The sequence below is a fragment of the Labilithrix luteola genome (genome assembly GCF_001263205.1).
In the GTDB taxonomy this organism is placed as follows: domain Bacteria; phylum Myxococcota_A; class Polyangia; order Polyangiales; family Polyangiaceae; genus Labilithrix; species Labilithrix luteola.
The window spans coordinates 11,925,106-11,941,653 of the sequence record NZ_CP012333.1; the positions used below are offsets into that span (position 1 = coordinate 11,925,106).

At 67.0% G+C, this 16,548-nt stretch carries 14 protein-coding genes; 6 read left to right on the forward strand and 8 right to left on the reverse strand.

Annotation, left to right across the window (positions count from 1 at the left end; genetic code table 11):
* Positions 1-4 precede the first annotated feature (4 nt).
* Positions 5-1,570, reverse strand: coding sequence for a glycerol-3-phosphate dehydrogenase/oxidase (locus AKJ09_RS51510; protein ID WP_146655223.1), 1,566 nt, complete (start codon positions 1,568-1,570; stop codon positions 5-7).
* A 129-nt stretch (positions 1,571-1,699) separates the two neighbouring features.
* Here AKJ09_RS51510 and AKJ09_RS51515 point away from each other — a divergent pair, with 129 nt between their 5' ends.
* A complete protein-coding gene (locus AKJ09_RS51515; protein ID WP_205634017.1) occupies positions 1,700-3,193 on the forward strand; it encodes a coniferyl aldehyde dehydrogenase in 1,494 nt (497 codons plus the stop codon).
* Between the two features lie 69 nt (positions 3,194-3,262).
* Here the strand turns inward: AKJ09_RS51515 and AKJ09_RS51520 are convergent, their stop codons facing one another.
* Positions 3,263-4,327: a L,D-transpeptidase gene (locus AKJ09_RS51520; RefSeq protein ID WP_146655224.1), complete on the reverse strand. Its 1,065-nt coding sequence runs from the start codon at positions 4,325-4,327 to the stop codon at positions 3,263-3,265.
* 207 nt (positions 4,328-4,534) lie between these two features.
* Between AKJ09_RS51520 and AKJ09_RS51525 the strand changes: the two genes are divergently transcribed.
* The gene (locus AKJ09_RS51525) at positions 4,535-4,954 is read left to right on the forward strand and encodes a secondary thiamine-phosphate synthase enzyme YjbQ (RefSeq protein WP_146655225.1); all 420 of its coding nucleotides are present in this window, start codon (positions 4,535-4,537) and stop codon (positions 4,952-4,954) included.
* 37 nt (positions 4,955-4,991) lie between these two features.
* Here AKJ09_RS51525 and AKJ09_RS55905 read toward each other — a convergent pair whose 3' ends face one another.
* From AKJ09_RS55905 to AKJ09_RS51545, 4 genes are all read right to left on the reverse strand, one after another.
* Entirely contained in the window at positions 4,992-5,417 is a 426-nt protein-coding gene (locus AKJ09_RS55905; RefSeq protein WP_146655226.1) for a TM2 domain-containing protein, read from the reverse strand.
* Positions 5,418-5,712: 295 nt separating this feature from the next.
* Positions 5,713-5,985, reverse strand: coding sequence for a YkvA family protein (locus AKJ09_RS51535; RefSeq protein WP_240488909.1), 273 nt, complete (start codon positions 5,983-5,985; stop codon positions 5,713-5,715).
* A 164-nt stretch (positions 5,986-6,149) separates the two neighbouring features.
* Positions 6,150-7,262, reverse strand: coding sequence for a DUF5924 family protein (locus AKJ09_RS51540; protein WP_146655228.1), 1,113 nt, complete (start codon positions 7,260-7,262; stop codon positions 6,150-6,152).
* Between the two features lie 34 nt (positions 7,263-7,296).
* A complete protein-coding gene (locus AKJ09_RS51545; protein WP_146655229.1) occupies positions 7,297-8,322 on the reverse strand; it encodes a tetratricopeptide repeat protein in 1,026 nt (341 codons plus the stop codon).
* 149 nt (positions 8,323-8,471) lie between these two features.
* On the opposite strand from AKJ09_RS51545, the gene AKJ09_RS51550 reads away from it, so the two are divergent.
* Entirely contained in the window at positions 8,472-10,349 is a 1,878-nt protein-coding gene (locus AKJ09_RS51550; RefSeq protein WP_146655230.1) for a sigma 54-interacting transcriptional regulator, read from the forward strand.
* A 181-nt stretch (positions 10,350-10,530) separates the two neighbouring features.
* Complete coding sequence (locus tag AKJ09_RS51555; RefSeq protein WP_169928682.1) at positions 10,531-11,382, forward strand: hypothetical protein; 852 nt, start codon at positions 10,531-10,533, stop codon at positions 11,380-11,382.
* Positions 11,383-11,385: 3 nt separating this feature from the next.
* Here AKJ09_RS51555 and AKJ09_RS51560 read toward each other — a convergent pair whose 3' ends face one another.
* Positions 11,386-12,300: a glutaminase gene (locus AKJ09_RS51560; RefSeq protein WP_146655232.1), complete on the reverse strand. Its 915-nt coding sequence runs from the start codon at positions 12,298-12,300 to the stop codon at positions 11,386-11,388.
* A gap of 7 nt (positions 12,301-12,307) precedes the next feature.
* Entirely contained in the window at positions 12,308-12,913 is a 606-nt protein-coding gene (locus AKJ09_RS51565; RefSeq protein WP_146655233.1) for an LOG family protein, read from the reverse strand.
* A 138-nt stretch (positions 12,914-13,051) separates the two neighbouring features.
* Between AKJ09_RS51565 and AKJ09_RS51570 the strand changes: the two genes are divergently transcribed.
* Positions 13,052-14,464 (forward strand): serine/threonine protein kinase, encoded by a 1,413-nt coding sequence (locus tag AKJ09_RS51570; protein ID WP_169928683.1) that lies wholly within the window; start codon positions 13,052-13,054, stop codon positions 14,462-14,464.
* 25 nt (positions 14,465-14,489) lie between these two features.
* Positions 14,490-16,547 (forward strand): OPT family oligopeptide transporter, encoded by a 2,058-nt coding sequence (locus tag AKJ09_RS51575; RefSeq protein WP_146655235.1) that lies wholly within the window; start codon positions 14,490-14,492, stop codon positions 16,545-16,547.
* Position 16,548: the final 1 nt, after the last annotated feature.

Sequence of the window (16,548 nt, forward strand, 5' to 3'; positions counted from 1 at the left end):
CGCCCTAGATCGGCGACGAGTAGGCCTGCTTCCAGAGCTTGCGATACGCAGCTTCCTCGCGCTCCCAGTGCGCGTCGTCCCAACCGAGCTCGGGCTGGGCGACCGCGCGAATGCGCGCCATCTGATCGAACCCGCCGTTCGGCAAGAGAAGCCCGAGGCGCACGCGACGGAGGAGCAAGTCCGCCATGGTCACGACGGCTTCGGAGCGTGCCGCATGACGAAGCTCGCTGTAGAGGGCCACCGATCCGCCGATCCGTTCGGCCCCCTCCTTGTCCGCGGCGACCGCCTCGATCAGGGTGCCGAAGCGCCCGAGCAAGCGAATGCGCTCGCCCTCGTCGACCGACGAAGGCCAGTTCACCTCGGCGGGCGCGGTGTCGAAGATCTGCGTGCGCGGACCGAGCTCGCCCAGGTCGTCCTGCACGGCGGCGAGCGCATCGCGCGCCATGACGACGAACGTGGTGAGCTTGCCACCGCTGATGGTGAGGAGGCCGTCCTCACGCCAGATGGCGTGCTCGCGCGACTCCTTCGACGGGTCGCTCTTGCCCGTGTTGATGACCGGCCTCACGCCCGCCCACGTCGAGATGATGTCGCGCGCGCCGAGCTCGAGAGACGGAAACGCCTTCTGCAGCGCCTCGAGCAAGTACTCCGTCTCCTGCTGGCTGATCGCCGGCTCGGTGTTCAGATCACCGTGATCGACGTCAGTGGTGCCGAAGATCGTGACGCCCTCCCACGGGATCGCGAAGATCGCGCGCTGATCGCGCGGGTGCAGCAAGCTCACCGCCTCCTTCAACGGAAGGCGCGAGGCCGCGAAGGTGATGTGGCTTCCGCGAATCTTCCGGAGGCGCTTCTCATGACCGAGCTGCGTACGCAAGTCGTCGGCCCATGCGCCGGTGGCGCTGATGACGACCTTCGCTTGGACTTCGGCCGTCCGCGTCGCGCCCGGCGCCATGTCGCGCAGGACGATGCCACGCACGCGACCGTCGGCGGTGCGAAGGAGCTGGTCGGCCCTCGCGTAGTTGATGGCCGTTCCACCGTGCCGGACGCCTTCCTGAATCACGCGGAGGGTGAGACGCGCGTCGTCCGTCTGCGCGTCGAAGTAGCGATAGCCGCCCTGCACGTTCGAGCTACCGAGCGGCGGAATGCGCGCGATGATCTCGTCTTTCGACTGCGCCTCGTGCGCCCACTTCCACGCGAGCGCGTCGTACATCGCGAGGCCCACGCCGTACATCCACTTGGGCATCTGGTCGCCGGGGAATGCGGCGAGCGAGAAGGCGAGCGGGTCGACGAGCCCGCGGCCCTCCTGCATGAGGCGCTCGCGTTCCCTTACGGACTTGCGGGTGACGAGGAACTGTCCCTGCCGGAGATAGCGCAGGCCGCCGTGCACCAGTTTCGTGGAGCGACTGGAGGTTCCCGACGCGAAGTCCTGCGCTTCGACGAGCAGCGCTTTTTTGCCGTGGCGCGCGGCCTCACTCAGGATGCCTGCGCCGGTGATTCCCCCGCCGATGATGATGAGGTCCCAAGGCTGGTCGAGCCGGCTCCAAACCTCGTCACGATAGCCACGCGTCCACATCGAGAAGGGCCTCCAAAGCGGGAGAATCGAAGAGAAAGCGGTCGAAACGTTACTCTAGCAGGGCTCGCGGTGACAGGCCGTTTGCTAGACTCCGAGGCGCGAGCTTTCGAGCACGCTCGGAGAACGAACATGTCGATGGTCGAGAACGTCAGGTCCGCAGAAAATGGCTCGTCCAGCTCGTCTGCCTCGTCTGCCTCCGCGGACGCGGGGCGCGGCGCTCACGCCGAGCTCTCGGCTCTGCTCGGACGCCTCAAAGCCGCGCAGCGGAAAAGCGGCGCTCCCGACTACGACACGCGCATCGACCACCTCGACAAGCTCGAGAAGGCACTCCTCGCCCGCAAGGAGGACTTCGTCAAAGCAATCGGGATGGACTTCGGAACGCGCTCGCGGCACGAGACGCTCGCGGCCGAAGTCATGGTCGTGGTGAACGAGATCAAGCACGCACGCGCCCATCTCCACGAGTGGATGGAGACCGAGTCGCGCGAGATCGGCTGGACCTTCCTCCCGGCGCGCGGCGAAGTGCTCATGCAGCCGGTCGGCGTGGTGGGCATCATCTCCCCCTGGAACTACCCGCTGCAGCTCGCGCTCGCGCCGCTCGTCGGGGCACTCGCGGCCGGCAACCGCGTCATGCTCAAGCCGTCCGAGCTCGCCTCGGACACGGCGGAGATGACGAAGACGCTCATCTCGGAGATCTTCGAGCCCGATCACGTGGCGGTCGTGACCGGCGGTGTCGACGTGGCCGACGCCTTCTCGCGCCTGCCGTTCGATCACCTCGTATTCACCGGCTCCACGCGGCTCGGCAAGATCGTCATGAAGGCCGCCGCCGAGAACCTCACGCCCGTGACGCTCGAGCTCGGCGGCAAGTCGCCGGCGATCGTCGGCGACGGCTACGCGATCGCCCAGGCCGCGCAGAAGGTCATGTTCGGCAAGTGCCTCAACGCAGGTCAGACGTGCGTGGCGCCGGACTATGTGCTCTTGCCGAAGGGCCGCGCCGACGCGTTCGTCGAGGAGTGCAAGAAGGCGTTCGCCGAGATGTATCCGCTCATCGGCTCGAACCCGGACTACACGGCGATCATCAACGACCGCCACTATGATCGCCTCCAGAGCTACCTCGAAGACGCGCGCGATCGCGGCGCGAAGCTCATCGAGCTGAATCACAAGAACGAGACGCTCGATCCCAACGCGCGAAAGATGGCGCCCGTGCTCGTCTTGCACGCGAAGGAAGACATGCTCCTCATGCAAGAGGAGATCTTCGGGCCGATCCTCCCGATCAAGACCTACGAGACGCTCGACGAAGCCATCGCCTACGTCAACGACCACCCGCGGCCGCTCTCGCTCTACTTCTTCGAGCACGATCAAAAGGCGATCGACAAGGTGCTGCGCGAGACGATGTCCGGCGGCGTCGGCATCAACGAGACGATGCTCCACGTCGCCCAGAGCGACCTGCCCTTCGGCGGCATCGGTCCGAGCGGCATGGGCCACTACCACGCGCGCGAAGGCTTCGAGACCTTCACCAAGAAGAAGCCCGTCTTCTACCAGAGCCGCATCAACAGCACCTCGCTGCTCAAGCCGCCGTTCGGCTCGCGCATCGACTTCGTGCTGAAGATGCTGCTCGGCAAGTAGCGTCGACAAAACGCGTCGTCCGGCTCCGCACGCTGCCGAGCCGGACGTCGGGGGGTCAACGCGAGCCGCTCAGAGCGCGCACTCGGCCTTGGCGTCCTTGTTTGCGCGAAGCGCGTCGATCACGCACGCCTTCTTCTCGCAGAACGAGCTCGGGAGCTCTCCGCCGAGGCGCTGAATGAGGCTCTTGAGTGCCGGGAGGTCGCGCTTCGATACCGAGCAAACCATGTCGTTGCGCGCGTGCTCGGCGAAGACGTACGGCTTGCCGGCGACGCCGCCTTCCCACTTCATGTCGAGCGGGAGATCCGTGCCGTCGGGGGTCTCGGTGGCGATCCACGAGCCGAACATGACGACGTTCTCGGTGCCGTACGTCTTGAACGGACGGGTGACGCCAACGTCGGTCGCGTAGTCGACGTCGACGTACTTGCCATCGAGCTTGTCGTAGTCGGCGATCACCGTGACCTTCGCGGCCGTCGGGTTCCAGTACGACTTGTTCGGTTCGTACACCTTGCGCATCGAGATGCCGAGCAGGTGCGCGAGCTCCACGACGTGCTCGCCGTTCATGCGGTTGCAGCCGCTCGAGACGTCACCGCGGCGCAGGTACCAGACGTTCGCGTCGAGCTGGTGGTTCGACTGCGACGTGATCGGGCCGTGGAACGCGATGCCGTTGTTGTACGCGAGGAACGGAAAGCCGCCCCAGGGAACGAAGTGCGCGCCGTCGGACTGCGTGTACGCGATGCCGTCCGGACGATACGGGCGTGCTTCGTAGAAGGAGTAGCTGCCCGGTCGGGAGTTCGTCTTCGGGGGAGCGGCGGTCGCGATCGGGTAGACGATCTCGAGGCGCGTACGATCCCCGTCGGGGTAGCTCTTGAGGTGCGGGAGGTCGGGAACCTGGAAAGACGACGGGACGTAGCCCGTGACGCGCGCCGTGTTACCTGCGAGCGAGACGGTGATCTTGGCGTTGTCGAGTTTCCTCAGCGGGCCGCCGTAGAACCAGTGGTCATCGGCCTTCTGGACGAGCGCACTTTCGTCCGAGGTCGGGGCGACCTCCTCGGCCTCCGTCTGGTTCGAACAACCAACGGCGAAGAGGCTGACCGCGCAGGCCGACGCGAGAAGGAGTCGAGGGAGGAAGCGCATATTCCGCCGACCTTGCGTCCGCCGTGCCAAGCCCAGCCAACCGTCCGGACGAAGACTTTGTCCGCAAAAGTACGGTTATGTCGGACAACGACTCCTTCGGCAGGCGCCAAAACTGGATCAGCGGCGGTCCATGGAAGTGGATAAACCGTGATCGGAGGGGGGACGGGGGGCGGGGACCACAACACGCACTACACTTCGAGGACGGCGATGAAACTCCACCAACGGCACATCGAGGTTCCGACGCGGGGCCAAGGGCTCTACGACGTCACGAACCGAATCGCGGAGGTGGTGAACGAAGCGGGGATCACGACGGGCCTCTGCACGGTCTTCATCCAGCACACGAGCGCTTCGCTCGTCATCCAGGAGAACGCCGACCCCTCCGTGCTTCGTGACATGCAGACGTGGATCGAGCGCGTGGCCCCCGAGGGTCGAGGACTCTACGAGCACGAAGACGAAGGGCCCGACGACATGCCGGGCCACCTTCGCAGCATCCTGACGCGCACGAGCGAGATCGTTCCTGTCAGTCGAGGACGACTCGCGCTCGGCACGTGGCAAGCGCTCTACGTCTGGGAACACCGCAGCGCGCCGCACACGCGCAGCGTGATCGTCCACGTGCAGGGCACCTGAAGCCCCCTGCACGCGAACGGATTCGCAGCCTCGTCGATCAGTCGCGCAGCGGGCGGCCCTGCGCGTCGGTGACCTTGCCCATCAGCATCAGGATGCCGTCGACGAGCGGCCAGATCCCGCACGTGATCCAGCCGACGAGCAGCTGCGCGATCGCGATACCGGTGTGGCCCGTGTAGAAGCGGCCGATGCCGAAGGTACCGAGGAAGATCTGAAGAAGGCCGGCGACCATCTTCGACTTGTCCGAGAACGGCAGACCCGTGATCGGATCCACGCCGTACGGCGCCATCGGCGCGCCCATGCCGGGGCCCATTCCGGGCATGCCGGGCGGCGGTCCAAAACCACCGGGAGGAGGAGGACCGTAACCACCGGGCGGACCACCAGGGCCGCCGGGAGGAGGACCATAGCCACCGGGAGGGGGTCCGCCGTAGCCGCCGGGAGGGGGTGCGTTCGGGGGGTAGTTCATTTCGTGAGCTCCTCTAGTGTTCTCGTGTCGAGCTGCGTCTGGCGACGAGCGTACGTAAGGCCAATCTCGGAGGGTAGACGTATTGCGAGGGCCCGCAAAGCAATGGCGAGCCCAAGAATCTCGCGCGCGCTCGTCAGTTCGGACGACGACGCTCGACTGTGTGGGAGACTGCGACGCTCGTGCTCGTGCCGCGAGGCCCCCGGAAACGTGTCGGTGTTCGTCGGAAGGCAGGCTACGCACATCCCCGCGTCTCGCCCTCGCCTCACCCGCTCACGACTCGCCGCGACTCGTCGCGCTAACGTGATCGCACCGGCACCACCGGCATTGCCGCTTCGAGCGGCGCGTCGATCAGCGCGGGATCATGGCGGTAGCGCGCGACCGTCCGAGCGAGAAACGCCATGGCCAAGCTGGCGACGCCAAGGTCGTCCAGCCAGCCGACGATCGGCACGTCCGGAATGAGATCGACGGGGCATACGACGTAGACGACCGCCAGTAGCACGAAAAGCTTCCCGAAGATCGAGGCCGACGGATCGCGAAAATAGCGAACGAGGGCGCGCAGGCGGCCCACGCTCTCGCGTCCTCCGCGGGCGAACTCCAACGCCTGCCCATCCCGCCGGTTCGTTCGAGGCTGGTTCGAAGCCCTAGCGAAAAGCGCCATCGGCCCTGAAATTAAGTCGCGATCGGATGCGGTCAATGGCGCGCGCGCCCCTCACTGGGTCTTGGGCCATTGGCTCACTCGGTGACGGTGAAGCTCACCCGACCGACGAGCTGACCATCGAGCGTTTCGACGTCGACCGACCAATGACCGCCGAGCCAAGCCGGCAATTGGCGGTCGGTCAGGGCCGAGCGCAGCCTCACGGTGCCCTTCGCCGACGGTTCGACCACATGAGAGGTGTTCTCCGTCGCACGGTGGACCTCGTTGCCGTCGTGCTTCCACACGTGGACGAGGCTGTCGCCCTTCCCTCCAGGCGCGACGACGTCGGTGATGGCGATGAGCTTGTCGATGACCGACGCGTCGAGCACGCTCACCTCCATGCCGAGGCGCCCGTCAGGAAGGACGATCGGACCAACGGCGCCATGCGAGACGTACATCGGCACGGGCGGGATCGCCGTGCGGCCCGCATAAACGAGGCTCACGGAGCCGACGAGACTCAGTCCGAGAACGAGGAGCCAACGCTTGTCGCGAAGCAGCCTGGATTCCAGGTGGATCGTGAAGAAGCCGAGCGTCGTGATGGCCGTCGCGACGAGCAGCGAGGTGAGCGTGCGGGTCTCGGGGAAGAGCGCCGGCACCACGAGATTCAGACAGCCGAACAGCGTCACCGCGTGGAAGACCGCCGCCAGCGCCCGAAAGCGGAAGACGATGCGGTCGAAGACGATGTCTAGCGTCGAGAGCAATGCGCAGAGACCGAGCACCACCACGAACCAGGCATTCGGCGCCCAGAACGTGGTCGACTTCCAATAGAAGGGCAGCAGGAAGAAGAGCATGCCCTGGTAGAGGTTCTTCAGCGCGTAGGTCATCGCGAAGAACCGGAGCTTGTGCTTCGTGCCCGCCGTGTGAATCGGTGCCTGGGCCTTGCCCGAGCCGTGGAGGCGGAAGAAGAGCACGACGAGGAGCCACGCCGCGCCGAGAGAGAACGCGAGCCAGCGCGCGTGGTCGAAGCCCTTCTTCGCGAAAACGACGACGGTGATGCCCAGGCCGAGCGCGTACGCCGAGTGAAGCCACCAGAGCTTTCGGCCGTGCTTCTTCAGGAACAGACGCACGCGTTCGCGCGGCGTCGGGGCATAGGGCACCGGGTCGACGACGCGGACGTTCGCGGGCGGGGTCGTTTGCGGATCGTGACGCAACGCCTGGAGTCTAGTGCGACCGAAAACGAGAACGCTAGAACGTGCCGGAAACGGAGCCGGCGAGCCCGTTCACGCCCAACCTCAACGATGACGCGGGCGATACAGCTTCGCCACGCGCGCGCGGCTTCGGTGCGAACAGGAGAATGCTGACGCCGCCCACGGCCAAGGCGGCGCCGGCGACGAAGGCGACCGTGCTCACCGTGCCGAGCGTTCGTCCTTCCTTCGACGCGTCGAAGCCCTCCGAGTCGCAGCCGGTCGTATTGCAGTGTTCGTCGGTCGTGTTCTTGCGACCGATGGTGAGCACGCCGGTGACACCTCCGACGACCAGGCCGACGCCCCCCGCCACAGTCAGCGCCCAACCGACGGCTCGCGTCGTCTCGGATCCGGTCTCGGCGTGCTCGCGCTCCGGGGCCGACGGCGGCGCGGAGGCGGCCGCGGGTGCCGGGCCGGGTGCCAGTGGCGGCGTGTCGACGACTTCGCCGAGCTCGAGGGCCTGGGTCTGCGCGGCGCGCTCGGCGAGGGTCAGCGAAAATTCGCGATCCTTGTGATCCGGGGCCCGCACGACGATTCGGTGCGGACCGGGGTCTTGCGGAAGCGCGACGCCGAGGCTCGCCATGGACAGCTCGGTCCCGTCGACGAGGACCTTCGTGCCCGCCGGAAACGGCGCCGACGTCGTGAGGGTCAGGCGCGCGACGCGCTTGTCGAGATCGTCGTGCAGCTTCTTGGCGACGGCGATGCGGTCGTCCGAAGCCGAGAATCCTTCGAGGGCCGTGCCCGAGTGCTCCCAGGCCGACGCGAGCTTTCCGAGCTTCTCTTCGGCGAGGGCGAGGTTGAGCAACGTGCCTGCGGCGGGATCGAGGCGCTGGCTCTCGACGAACATCGTCCGCGCGCGCTCGTAGTCGCCCTTCTTCATGGCCGCGCGGCCGTCGCGAAAGAGCTGCTCGGCAACCGGCGACCCGTCGGCCCAGGCGACCCCCGGTGCAACGGCCATGGCTCCCACTGCGATGGCGACGGCGAGGACCGCGCCGCGGAGCGTGTGCCCGGAACGCGAGTCTCTCACGCGGGAGGCGCGGGGGGCGCGGGGGGCGCGGGAGAGCACGCGGGGGGCGCGGGGAGCCATCGGGGACGACGAGCCAAAAGCGGGCCTGGAGCCGATTCGCACGCGCACGCTCTCACTATATACCGCGAAGTTCGCTAGGATCGCGCGACATGTCCGGAACCGGCTCGCCGCTCAGGGCACCTCCCTCGCCAGCGCCAGCGCGCGCGCATTTCGCCGTCATGGCTGCGCAGCCCCCACGGGGGGCGAGCGGGATCTCGTTCTACGACCTCGATCGCGACGTGATTCGCGTGGGAGCGGCCGCGGAGGCGGAGCTGTTTCTTCCCGACCCGGAGCTCTCGGGAATTTACGCGCGCATCGAACGCCGCGAAGACGGCTTCGTCCTCGTGCGCGAGCAGAATCCGCTGCTCGTCAACGGGATGCGCGTGCGCATCCACCTGCTGTCGCCGTTCGACATCGTCGTCATCGGGAAAAACGCTCTCTCGTTCCGGCCAGGTCCCGTTCCGCACGTAGCCGCCGATGCGGCGGGCCCGAGCGCAGGCGGCTCTCCGCCGACGATCGACGCCATTCGACGCCTCACGGCCTTCGCGGCCCGCGCCCACGGACGCGAAAACGTGGCGGCGCTCGCCGAGCAGCTCGTCGACGACCTCATGGTGCTCACCGGCGCCTCGCGCGGCACGCTCGTGCGCCTCTCGAGCGACGAAGATCCGGTAAGCCTCGTCTCCTCGGCGCATGGAAGCTTCTCGGGTGGCGAGGTCGAGATCAGCCGCACCCTGCTCGGCAAGATGCGCGCGTCCGGCAAATCGGTTCACGTGCAGAATACACTGACCGATCCGGAGCTCGCCGGCGCCGCGAGCCTCGTGGGTGAGCCCGCTCTCTCCGCGCTCTGCGCGCCGATCGTCTCCGAAGGGCGCATCGTCGGCGCCATCTACCTTTCGCGGCGCGCAAGCCGCCCGCTCACCCAAGAAGCGCGCGAGCTCGTCGAGCTCTACGCGAGCCATGCGGTGAACATCCTCGAAGGCGAGCGCCGGCGCGCCCTCATGGAAGATCGCCTCGGCATCCTCGGCGAGGCGCAAGACGACGAGAGCCTCATCATCGGTGACGCCGAGCCGATGGTGGTGCTCAAGAAGACGCTCCGCAAAGCCGCTGCGTCGCGCGCCCCCGTGCTCGTCACCGGCGAAACCGGCACCGGCAAGGAGCTCGTCGCTCGCGAGCTGCATCGCCTCTCGCCTCGCGCGCGCGGCCCGTTCATCGCCGTCAACTGCGGAGCGATCCCGAACGAGCTCCTGGCGAGCGAGCTGTTCGGCCACAAGAAAGGCGCCTTCACGGGCGCCGCGGCAGACCGACTCGGCTTCTTCCGCAGCGCGGAAGGCGGCACGCTGTTCCTCGACGAAGTGGGTGAGATGCCGCTCGCCCAGCAGGTCGCCCTCCTTCGCGTGCTCCAGGAAGAGCGCGTGGTACCCGTCGGCGCCGAGGAGAGCGTCTCCGTCGACGTCCGTGTCGTTTGCGCGACGAACCGCCACCTCGCCGACGAGGTGCAGGCCGGGCGCTTCCGTCAGGATCTCTACTTCCGCCTCGCCATCGTCGGCGTGCAGCTGCCGCCGCTTCGCGAGCGCCCCGGCGACGTGCTTCGCCTCGCGGCACACTTCCTCCACAAGTTCACGCACGAGCGCGCTCCGAAGTCGGAAGGACGTTCGAGCCAGCCGCTGCGCTTCGGCGACGACGCGCTCATCGCCATGCGGCGCGCGCGGTGGGAAGGCAACGTGCGCGAGCTCGAAGCGTGCGTGCGGCGAGCCGTCTTGATGGCCGAGGGCACCACGCTCTCGGCTGCCGACCTCGGTCTCACGACCCCCACCGACTCCGTGCTCCCGCGCGGCGCACCGCTCGTTCGTCCCTTGTCGATGGTGCGCGACGAGTTCTTGCGCCAGTACGTGCGCGAGGTCGTCGCTCGCTTCGGCGGGAACCGCACGGCCGCCGCCGATGCGCTCATGGTCAGCGCGCGCACGGTCTTCAAATACGTCGACGAATAGTCGGAAATTAATTTCCGATCGCGACTGGGGTATCGGAATCTTTTTTCCGACCGCACGCCGCGAATCGCCGCGAATCGCCGCGAAGCCACGGGAAGGCGGCCGTGGCCCACGCTTTGCTCCAGCCCCGCTGCGCGCGTTGCTCGCGCGCGTCGATCCGAGCCAGGCCGTGGGAGATCTTGCCGTGACAGACGAAGCACCTCGCAAGCCGCGCGGCTCTCCGCCCAGTTGGCTCGAGGATGCATGGAACGAAGGTCGGCGCGAGAACGACGGCATCGTGGTGCCGCTCGAGGCGTTCGCTTCGTACGTGACGTCGAAGTCGGTGTCGCGCGCGTCGAACGCACTGCGCGTCGCCGAACTCTACCTCGCATGCGCATGCGCGGCGCAATCGTCGGCCGCCATCGCGCGCTTCGAGCAACGCTACTTCCCCGTCGTCGGTCGAGCCCTGCGCCGCTTGAAGGTCGCCGAGAGCGTCATCGACGATCTCGAGGGGTCGCTCCGCGAGAAGCTCTTCTTCGGAGATTCGACGAGCCCACAAAAACAGGCGCCGTGGATCACCGACTACTCCGGCGTGGGACCGCTCGAGAGCTGGCTGCGTACCATCGCCGTCCGCGCTGCGCTGAAGGTCGTGCGGAGAAACGACCGCAACGTGGAGCTCGACGACCGGGCGCTCGACGACATGGATCGGGCGCCGGATCCGGAGCTGCTTTACCTACGGAAGATGCACGCCCCGCAGATCGAGGCGGCCATCGAGCGTGCGATGGCCACACTCTCCACGCGTGAGCGCACACTCGTGCGTCAACACTATCTCGAGGCGATGGGCATCGATGCCATCGGCAAACATTATGGCGTGCACCGCGCGACGGCCGCTCGCTGGCTCGCCGCCCTCCGGGTCACGATCGCACGCCAGGTTCGTGAGTCACTCGCCATCGAGCTCTCGCTCGGCGACGAAGAGCTCGAGAGCCTCGTGCGTTACGCCGCGCGCGATCTCGACTTCAGCGTCGGCAGGCTCGTCGCCGCCCCCAAAGTGACGTGACGCTCAGAAGATCGAGTGGCCCGTGAGCGTCGTCAGCCACTCGAGCGCCTGAACGCCGACAAGGGAGTTGCCGCTCGCGTCGAGCCCAGGCGACCACACGCAAACCGCCCAGGCGCCGGGCATGACCGCCACGATTCCACCCCCCACGCCGCTCTTGGCAGGGAGTCCGACGCGATAGACGAAATCGCCCGCCGCGTCGTACGTCCCGCACGTGAGCATGAGCGCCGAGAGCCGCTTGGTCGGACTCGGCGCGAGAATACGTTCACCGCTGTGCGGGACGACTCCACCGTTCGCGAGAAAGAGGGCCGCTCGCGCGAGGTCGGTGCAGCTCATCGCGATCGCGCAATTGCGCGAGTACACGTCGATGATGCGCTCGACCGGCACTTCGAGACGCTCGAAGCTTTTCATGAAGTATGCCATCGCACGGTTGCGCGCGGCATGTTCGAGCTCGGAGCGGGCCACGCGTTCGTCGACCGCGATGGTGTCGTTGCCGGAGAGCCTACGCAGCAGCTCGACGAGCGCCGTGTCGGCCCCGGGAAGGTTCCGGCAGAGCACGTCGGTGACGACGAGGGCACCGGCATTGATGAACGGATTGCGGGGAATGCCCTGCTCGTATTCGAGCTGCACGAGCGAGTTGAAGGCATTGCCCGAGGGCTCGCGCCCGACCCGCTTCCAGAGCTCTTCGCCGAGCCGCTGGAAGGCCAACGTGCACGCGAAGAGCTTCGAGATGCTCTGGATGGAGAAGCGCTCGTCGGCATCGCCGATCGTGTGCGTCTCGCCCGTCACGGTCACGAGCGCCATGCCGAAGCGGGTCGCCCGGACCTTGCCGAGCTCCGGAATGTAGTCGGCGACCCTGCCCTTTCCGATCAGGGGCTGGATGTCCGCGGCGATGCGCTGGAGAATCGGCGCGTAGTCCACGGCGCGATCAGGTCGCGACTCGGCGATCGGTCCACTTCTCGCCGAGCGGCTGCGGACGCCATGCCACGAGGGCATCGAGCAATCGTGCGGGCGAGGCCTCGGCAACGACCAGGCCCTCGTGCTGAGGAGCCGCAAAGCCCGACGCGATCGTATGCCGGACGAGAGCCACGAGGGGGTCGAAGAAGCCCTTCACGTTGAGGAGGCCGCTCGGCTTGTCGTGGAAACCGAGCTGCGCGAGCGTGAGCGCCTCGAAGAGCTCGTCGTACGTGCCGAAGCCTCCGGGCATCGTGATGAACGCATCGGCGAGCGCAATCATGCGTTCCTTGCGCTCGTGCATCGACTCCGAAAGGTAGAGCTCCGACAATCCGTCGTGAGCGATTTCCTTCGCGACGAGCATCTTGGGAATCACGCCGACCACGCGACCGCCGGCGCGGAGAGCACCTTCCGCAAGCGCGCCCATGAGCCCCACCTTCGCACCGCCGTAGACGAGCGTCATCTTCCGCTCGGCGATCGCAGCTCCGAGCTCTGCAGCGGCCTCCATGAATGCGGGATCCGCGCCAGGACGCGAGCCGCAGAACACGCATACCGTTCGTACGGGGCGACGCTCGTTCATTCGGCGCGCATGGTACCAGCGGCGACCGCGTGCGCGACCGGAGAAAATTCCGTGCCCACGAGCACAACACGCATCAACGAAGCGATCGGCGGGGTAGAACGCCCCCGATCGCTGGAAGGTCGGCTATGCTGCGGCGTCATGGCTGCGGACGCACTCGGCTTCGTCGGTTCGACCGTCGAACAAGTGCGCTTCGACGCGTGCGTCGATGCGGGTGGTTTCGGGCTCGTTTATCGCGGTCGCCACCTCGGCCTCGACGAAGAGGTCGCCATCAAGTGCCTGCGTATCGCGCAGGGCAACGCCAACGGTGAGCTGCGCGATACGCTCGCCATGCGCTTCCGCGACGAGACGAAGATCCTCTATCGCCTCTCGCAAGGCAGCCTCGACATCGTGCGCTGCATCGGGGGCGGAGCGGTGGCAGCTCCGAAGACCGGCGAACTCACCCCCTATACGGTTCTCGAGTGGCTCGAAGGCAAGACGCTCGCGGCGGATCTCCGAGAGCGTCGCGAGAACAAGGTCGGCGGTCGTTCGCTCGAGCAGGCCGTGAATCTGCTCGACGGCGCCGTTCGCGGCCTCGCCCATGCGCACGCGCAAGGTGTCGTTCATCGCGACGTCAAACCGGGCAACCTCTTCATGCTCGAAGGGCGCGACGGCGTCCGTGTGAAGGTGCTCGACTTCGGTATGGCGAAGATCCTGTCGGACGAGACGCTCGGGATCCGAGGCAGCGTGCAGACGCTCGCCGGCACCTACACCTGCTCGCCTTCGTACGGCGCTCCCGAGCAGTTTTCCCCGAAGATCGGCGCCGTCGGTCCGTGGACGGACGTCTACTCGCTCACGCTCGTGCTCCTCGAGCTGCTTCTCGGCGAGAAGGCGCGGCCCGCTCGCTCGATCGCCGACGGCCTGCTGAAGGCGCTCGAACCGTCCACCGGCTCGCCCAAGCCTTCGAGCTTCGGCATGGTCATGCCCCCGGCCGTCGAAGAGCTGCTCGGGCTGGCGGTTTCGCAGGATCCCAAGAAGCGACCGAGCGACGTCGGCGTTTTCTGGGCAAGCTTGCGCGATGCGATGCGTGACGGTCCTTCGATCCTCGCGCGCCTGCCCCCCGAAGCGGCCAAGCGCGAACGCGCCCGCGAGGCCGACGGGGTCGAGACAGTTCCAGAGCCGGACGAGGATTCGCCATCGTCGGAGATGAGGCCTTCGTCGCTCGCTGCGTACGCCACGAACTTCACGGCCGACGCTCCCCCGCCGGCGGTGCGCCCCGTGGCGTCGATCGCCATGGTCGGCAAGATTGCATCGGTCGGCAGCCTGGGCTCGCCGCTGCCGAAGCCGGATCCCTCGCCCCCGCCGTCCGGCGTCGAGCCCGTTCCGCCCACCCTCAAGGCCGTGGTCTCCTCGAAGGAAGCGCCTGCGAGCTCATCCAGTGAGCCGGCCCGATCGGGCCGCGAGAGCACGACGGCCGAGGAGAAGCGAAGCCTCACGGCATCGACCATCACGTTCCTGCTGCTCGTCGTCGTCACCGCCGGCGTTCTTCTCCGGTTCTGTCTGGCGAGGCAGTAGGCCGATTTCAGGGTAAGGAAGGAACGTGAGTTTCTTCCAGAAGCCGCCCGTCACGCCCGAAGAGATCGAAGCGAGCAAGCCGCTCGAGATCCCCCCCGAAACGGTCCTCGGGTTCGACGAGGCCGAGTGGTACGCGCGAGCCTATCGCCACGACAGCCCGCAGCTCACGTTCCGCGCGGTCGCGATGGGAACCGTCCTGGGCTTCTTCCTCTCGTTCACGAACGTCTACATCGGCCTGAAGACCGGCTGGTTTCTCGGCGTGGGTCTGACGGCGTGCATCCTGTCGTACGCGATCTGGAATGGTCTCCTGAGCGCGGGTCTCGCGAAGACCCCGCTGTCGATCCTCGAGACCACGTGCGCGGTGTCGACCGCATCGTCGGCCGGCTACGCCACGGGCAACATGGTCATCTCGTCGATTCCGGCGATGCTCCTCCTGACGGTGACCGAGGCGAACCCGGGCGGCACGCACATCCGCTGGCAGGTGCTCGCGCCCTGGATCTTCTTCCTCGCAGCGCTCGGCGTGACGCTCGCCATTCCGATGAAGCGCAGCATGATCAACCGCGAGAAGCTCAAGTTCCCGTCGGGAACCGCTGCGGCCGTCACGCTGCAGAGCCTCTACAGCCGCGGGAACGAGGCCCTCGTGAAGGCGCGCGTTCTCTTCGGCACGGCCATGGTCTCGGCCTTCGTCCCGCTCCTCAAGGAGCTCGAGATCCGCAAGGTGGGCATCGATCCCAAGACCGGCAAGGCGCTGCGTGAAGCGCTCGTGCCGGGTCAGTCGAACGTCTTCGACTGGATCACGAACGTGCTGCCTGATTCTTGGACGCACCGCATGCTCAACGCGGGCCCTGCCAAGCTCCATCCGGGTGGCGCGCCGTTTCACCTCTCCGACTACCAGCTGAAGCTCGATCACGGCCTGGCGCTGCTCTTCGCCGGCGTCATCATCGGCCTGCGCATCACCGGCTGGATGGTCGTCGGCGGGCTCATTCTCGCGATCTTCATCGACCCAATCGCGCTCGATTGGCAGTGGACGAACGCCGCGGGCGTGACGGTGGGCGCGGCCAGCAAGCCAGCCTCGGCGTGGAAGGAAATCGGCATCTGGATCGGCGCGCCGATGCTCGTCGCGAGCGGGCTCGTCTCCTTCGCCGCGCAGTGGCGCACGATCGTGCGCGCGCTCGCGAGCCTCGGCCCGACCAAGCGGAACGCCAGCGCCGCGACCGAGGGCGCAGCGATCTCGCCCGACCAGGTCGAAGTGCCAGGCTCCTGGTTCATCGCCGGCATGATCTTCTCGGGCATCGGCATCGTCGTCATCGCGTGGCTCGCCTTCGACATTCCGGTGCACCTCGGCATACTCGCCATCGCGATGACCTTCGTGCTCTCCCTCGTCGCGTGCCGCGCGACCGGAGAGAGCGACATCACTCCGGGCGGCCCGCTCGGCAAGATCGTCCAGCTCACCTACGGCGTGCTCATGCCCCAGAGCACCACGGCCAACCTCCAGACGGCCGCCATCACCTCGGGTGCGTCGCTGGCAAGCGCCGATCTCTTGAACGACCTCAAGAGCGGCTATCTGCTCGGTGCAAGCCCGCGTCGCCAATTCCTCGCGCAGGCCTTCGGCATCCTCACCGGCACGGTGGCGACGGTGCTCTGCTACTTCATCCTCGTCCCCGACGCGACGGTGCTCACGGGCACCGATACGAAGCCGCCGGCCTTCCCCGCGCCTTCCGCGCAGCAGTGGAAGGCGGTCGCCGAGGTCTTCAAGTACGGCCTCGGAAACCTGCATCCGATGGCCCAGGCGGGCATCAAGTGGGGCATCGCCATCGGCGTCATCCTCGCGCTCGCCGAGCTCTACGCGCCCAAGCAGTACAAGAAGTGGATCCCCTCGCCGACCGGCATCGGCCTCGGCATGGTGCTCCCGTTCTTCTACCCCCTCGCCATGTTCCTCGGCGCCCTCTTCGCGGCGGTCGCCGAGCGCGTGAACAAGACCTGGGCGGAGCGCTATCTCATCGCCATCGCCGCAGGCGGCGTCGCCGGCGAGAGCATCATCGGCGTCATCGTGCAGGCGCTGAACAACTTCGTGTTGAACTGAT

Excerpts from the sequence above, each read along its gene's own strand:
- AKJ09_RS51570 (WP_169928683.1), top strand. The coding sequence starts at position 13,052 with ATGGCTGCGGACGCACTCGGCTTCGTCGGTTCGACCGTCGAACAAGTG.
- AKJ09_RS51520 (WP_146655224.1), bottom strand. The coding sequence starts at position 4,327 with ATGCGCTTCCTCCCTCGACTCCTTCTCGCGTCGGCCTGCGCGGTCAGC.
- AKJ09_RS55905 (WP_146655226.1), bottom strand. The coding sequence starts at position 5,417 with ATGAACTACCCCCCGAACGCACCCCCTCCCGGCGGCTACGGCGGACCC.
- AKJ09_RS51565 (WP_146655233.1), bottom strand. The coding sequence starts at position 12,913 with ATGAACGAGCGTCGCCCCGTACGAACGGTATGCGTGTTCTGCGGCTCG.
- AKJ09_RS51510 (WP_146655223.1), bottom strand. The coding sequence starts at position 1,570 with ATGTGGACGCGTGGCTATCGTGACGAGGTTTGGAGCCGGCTCGACCAG.
- AKJ09_RS51525 (WP_146655225.1), top strand. The coding sequence starts at position 4,535 with ATGAAACTCCACCAACGGCACATCGAGGTTCCGACGCGGGGCCAAGGG.
- AKJ09_RS51515 (WP_205634017.1), top strand. The coding sequence starts at position 1,700 with ATGTCGATGGTCGAGAACGTCAGGTCCGCAGAAAATGGCTCGTCCAGC.
- AKJ09_RS51550 (WP_146655230.1), top strand. The coding sequence starts at position 8,472 with ATGTCCGGAACCGGCTCGCCGCTCAGGGCACCTCCCTCGCCAGCGCCA.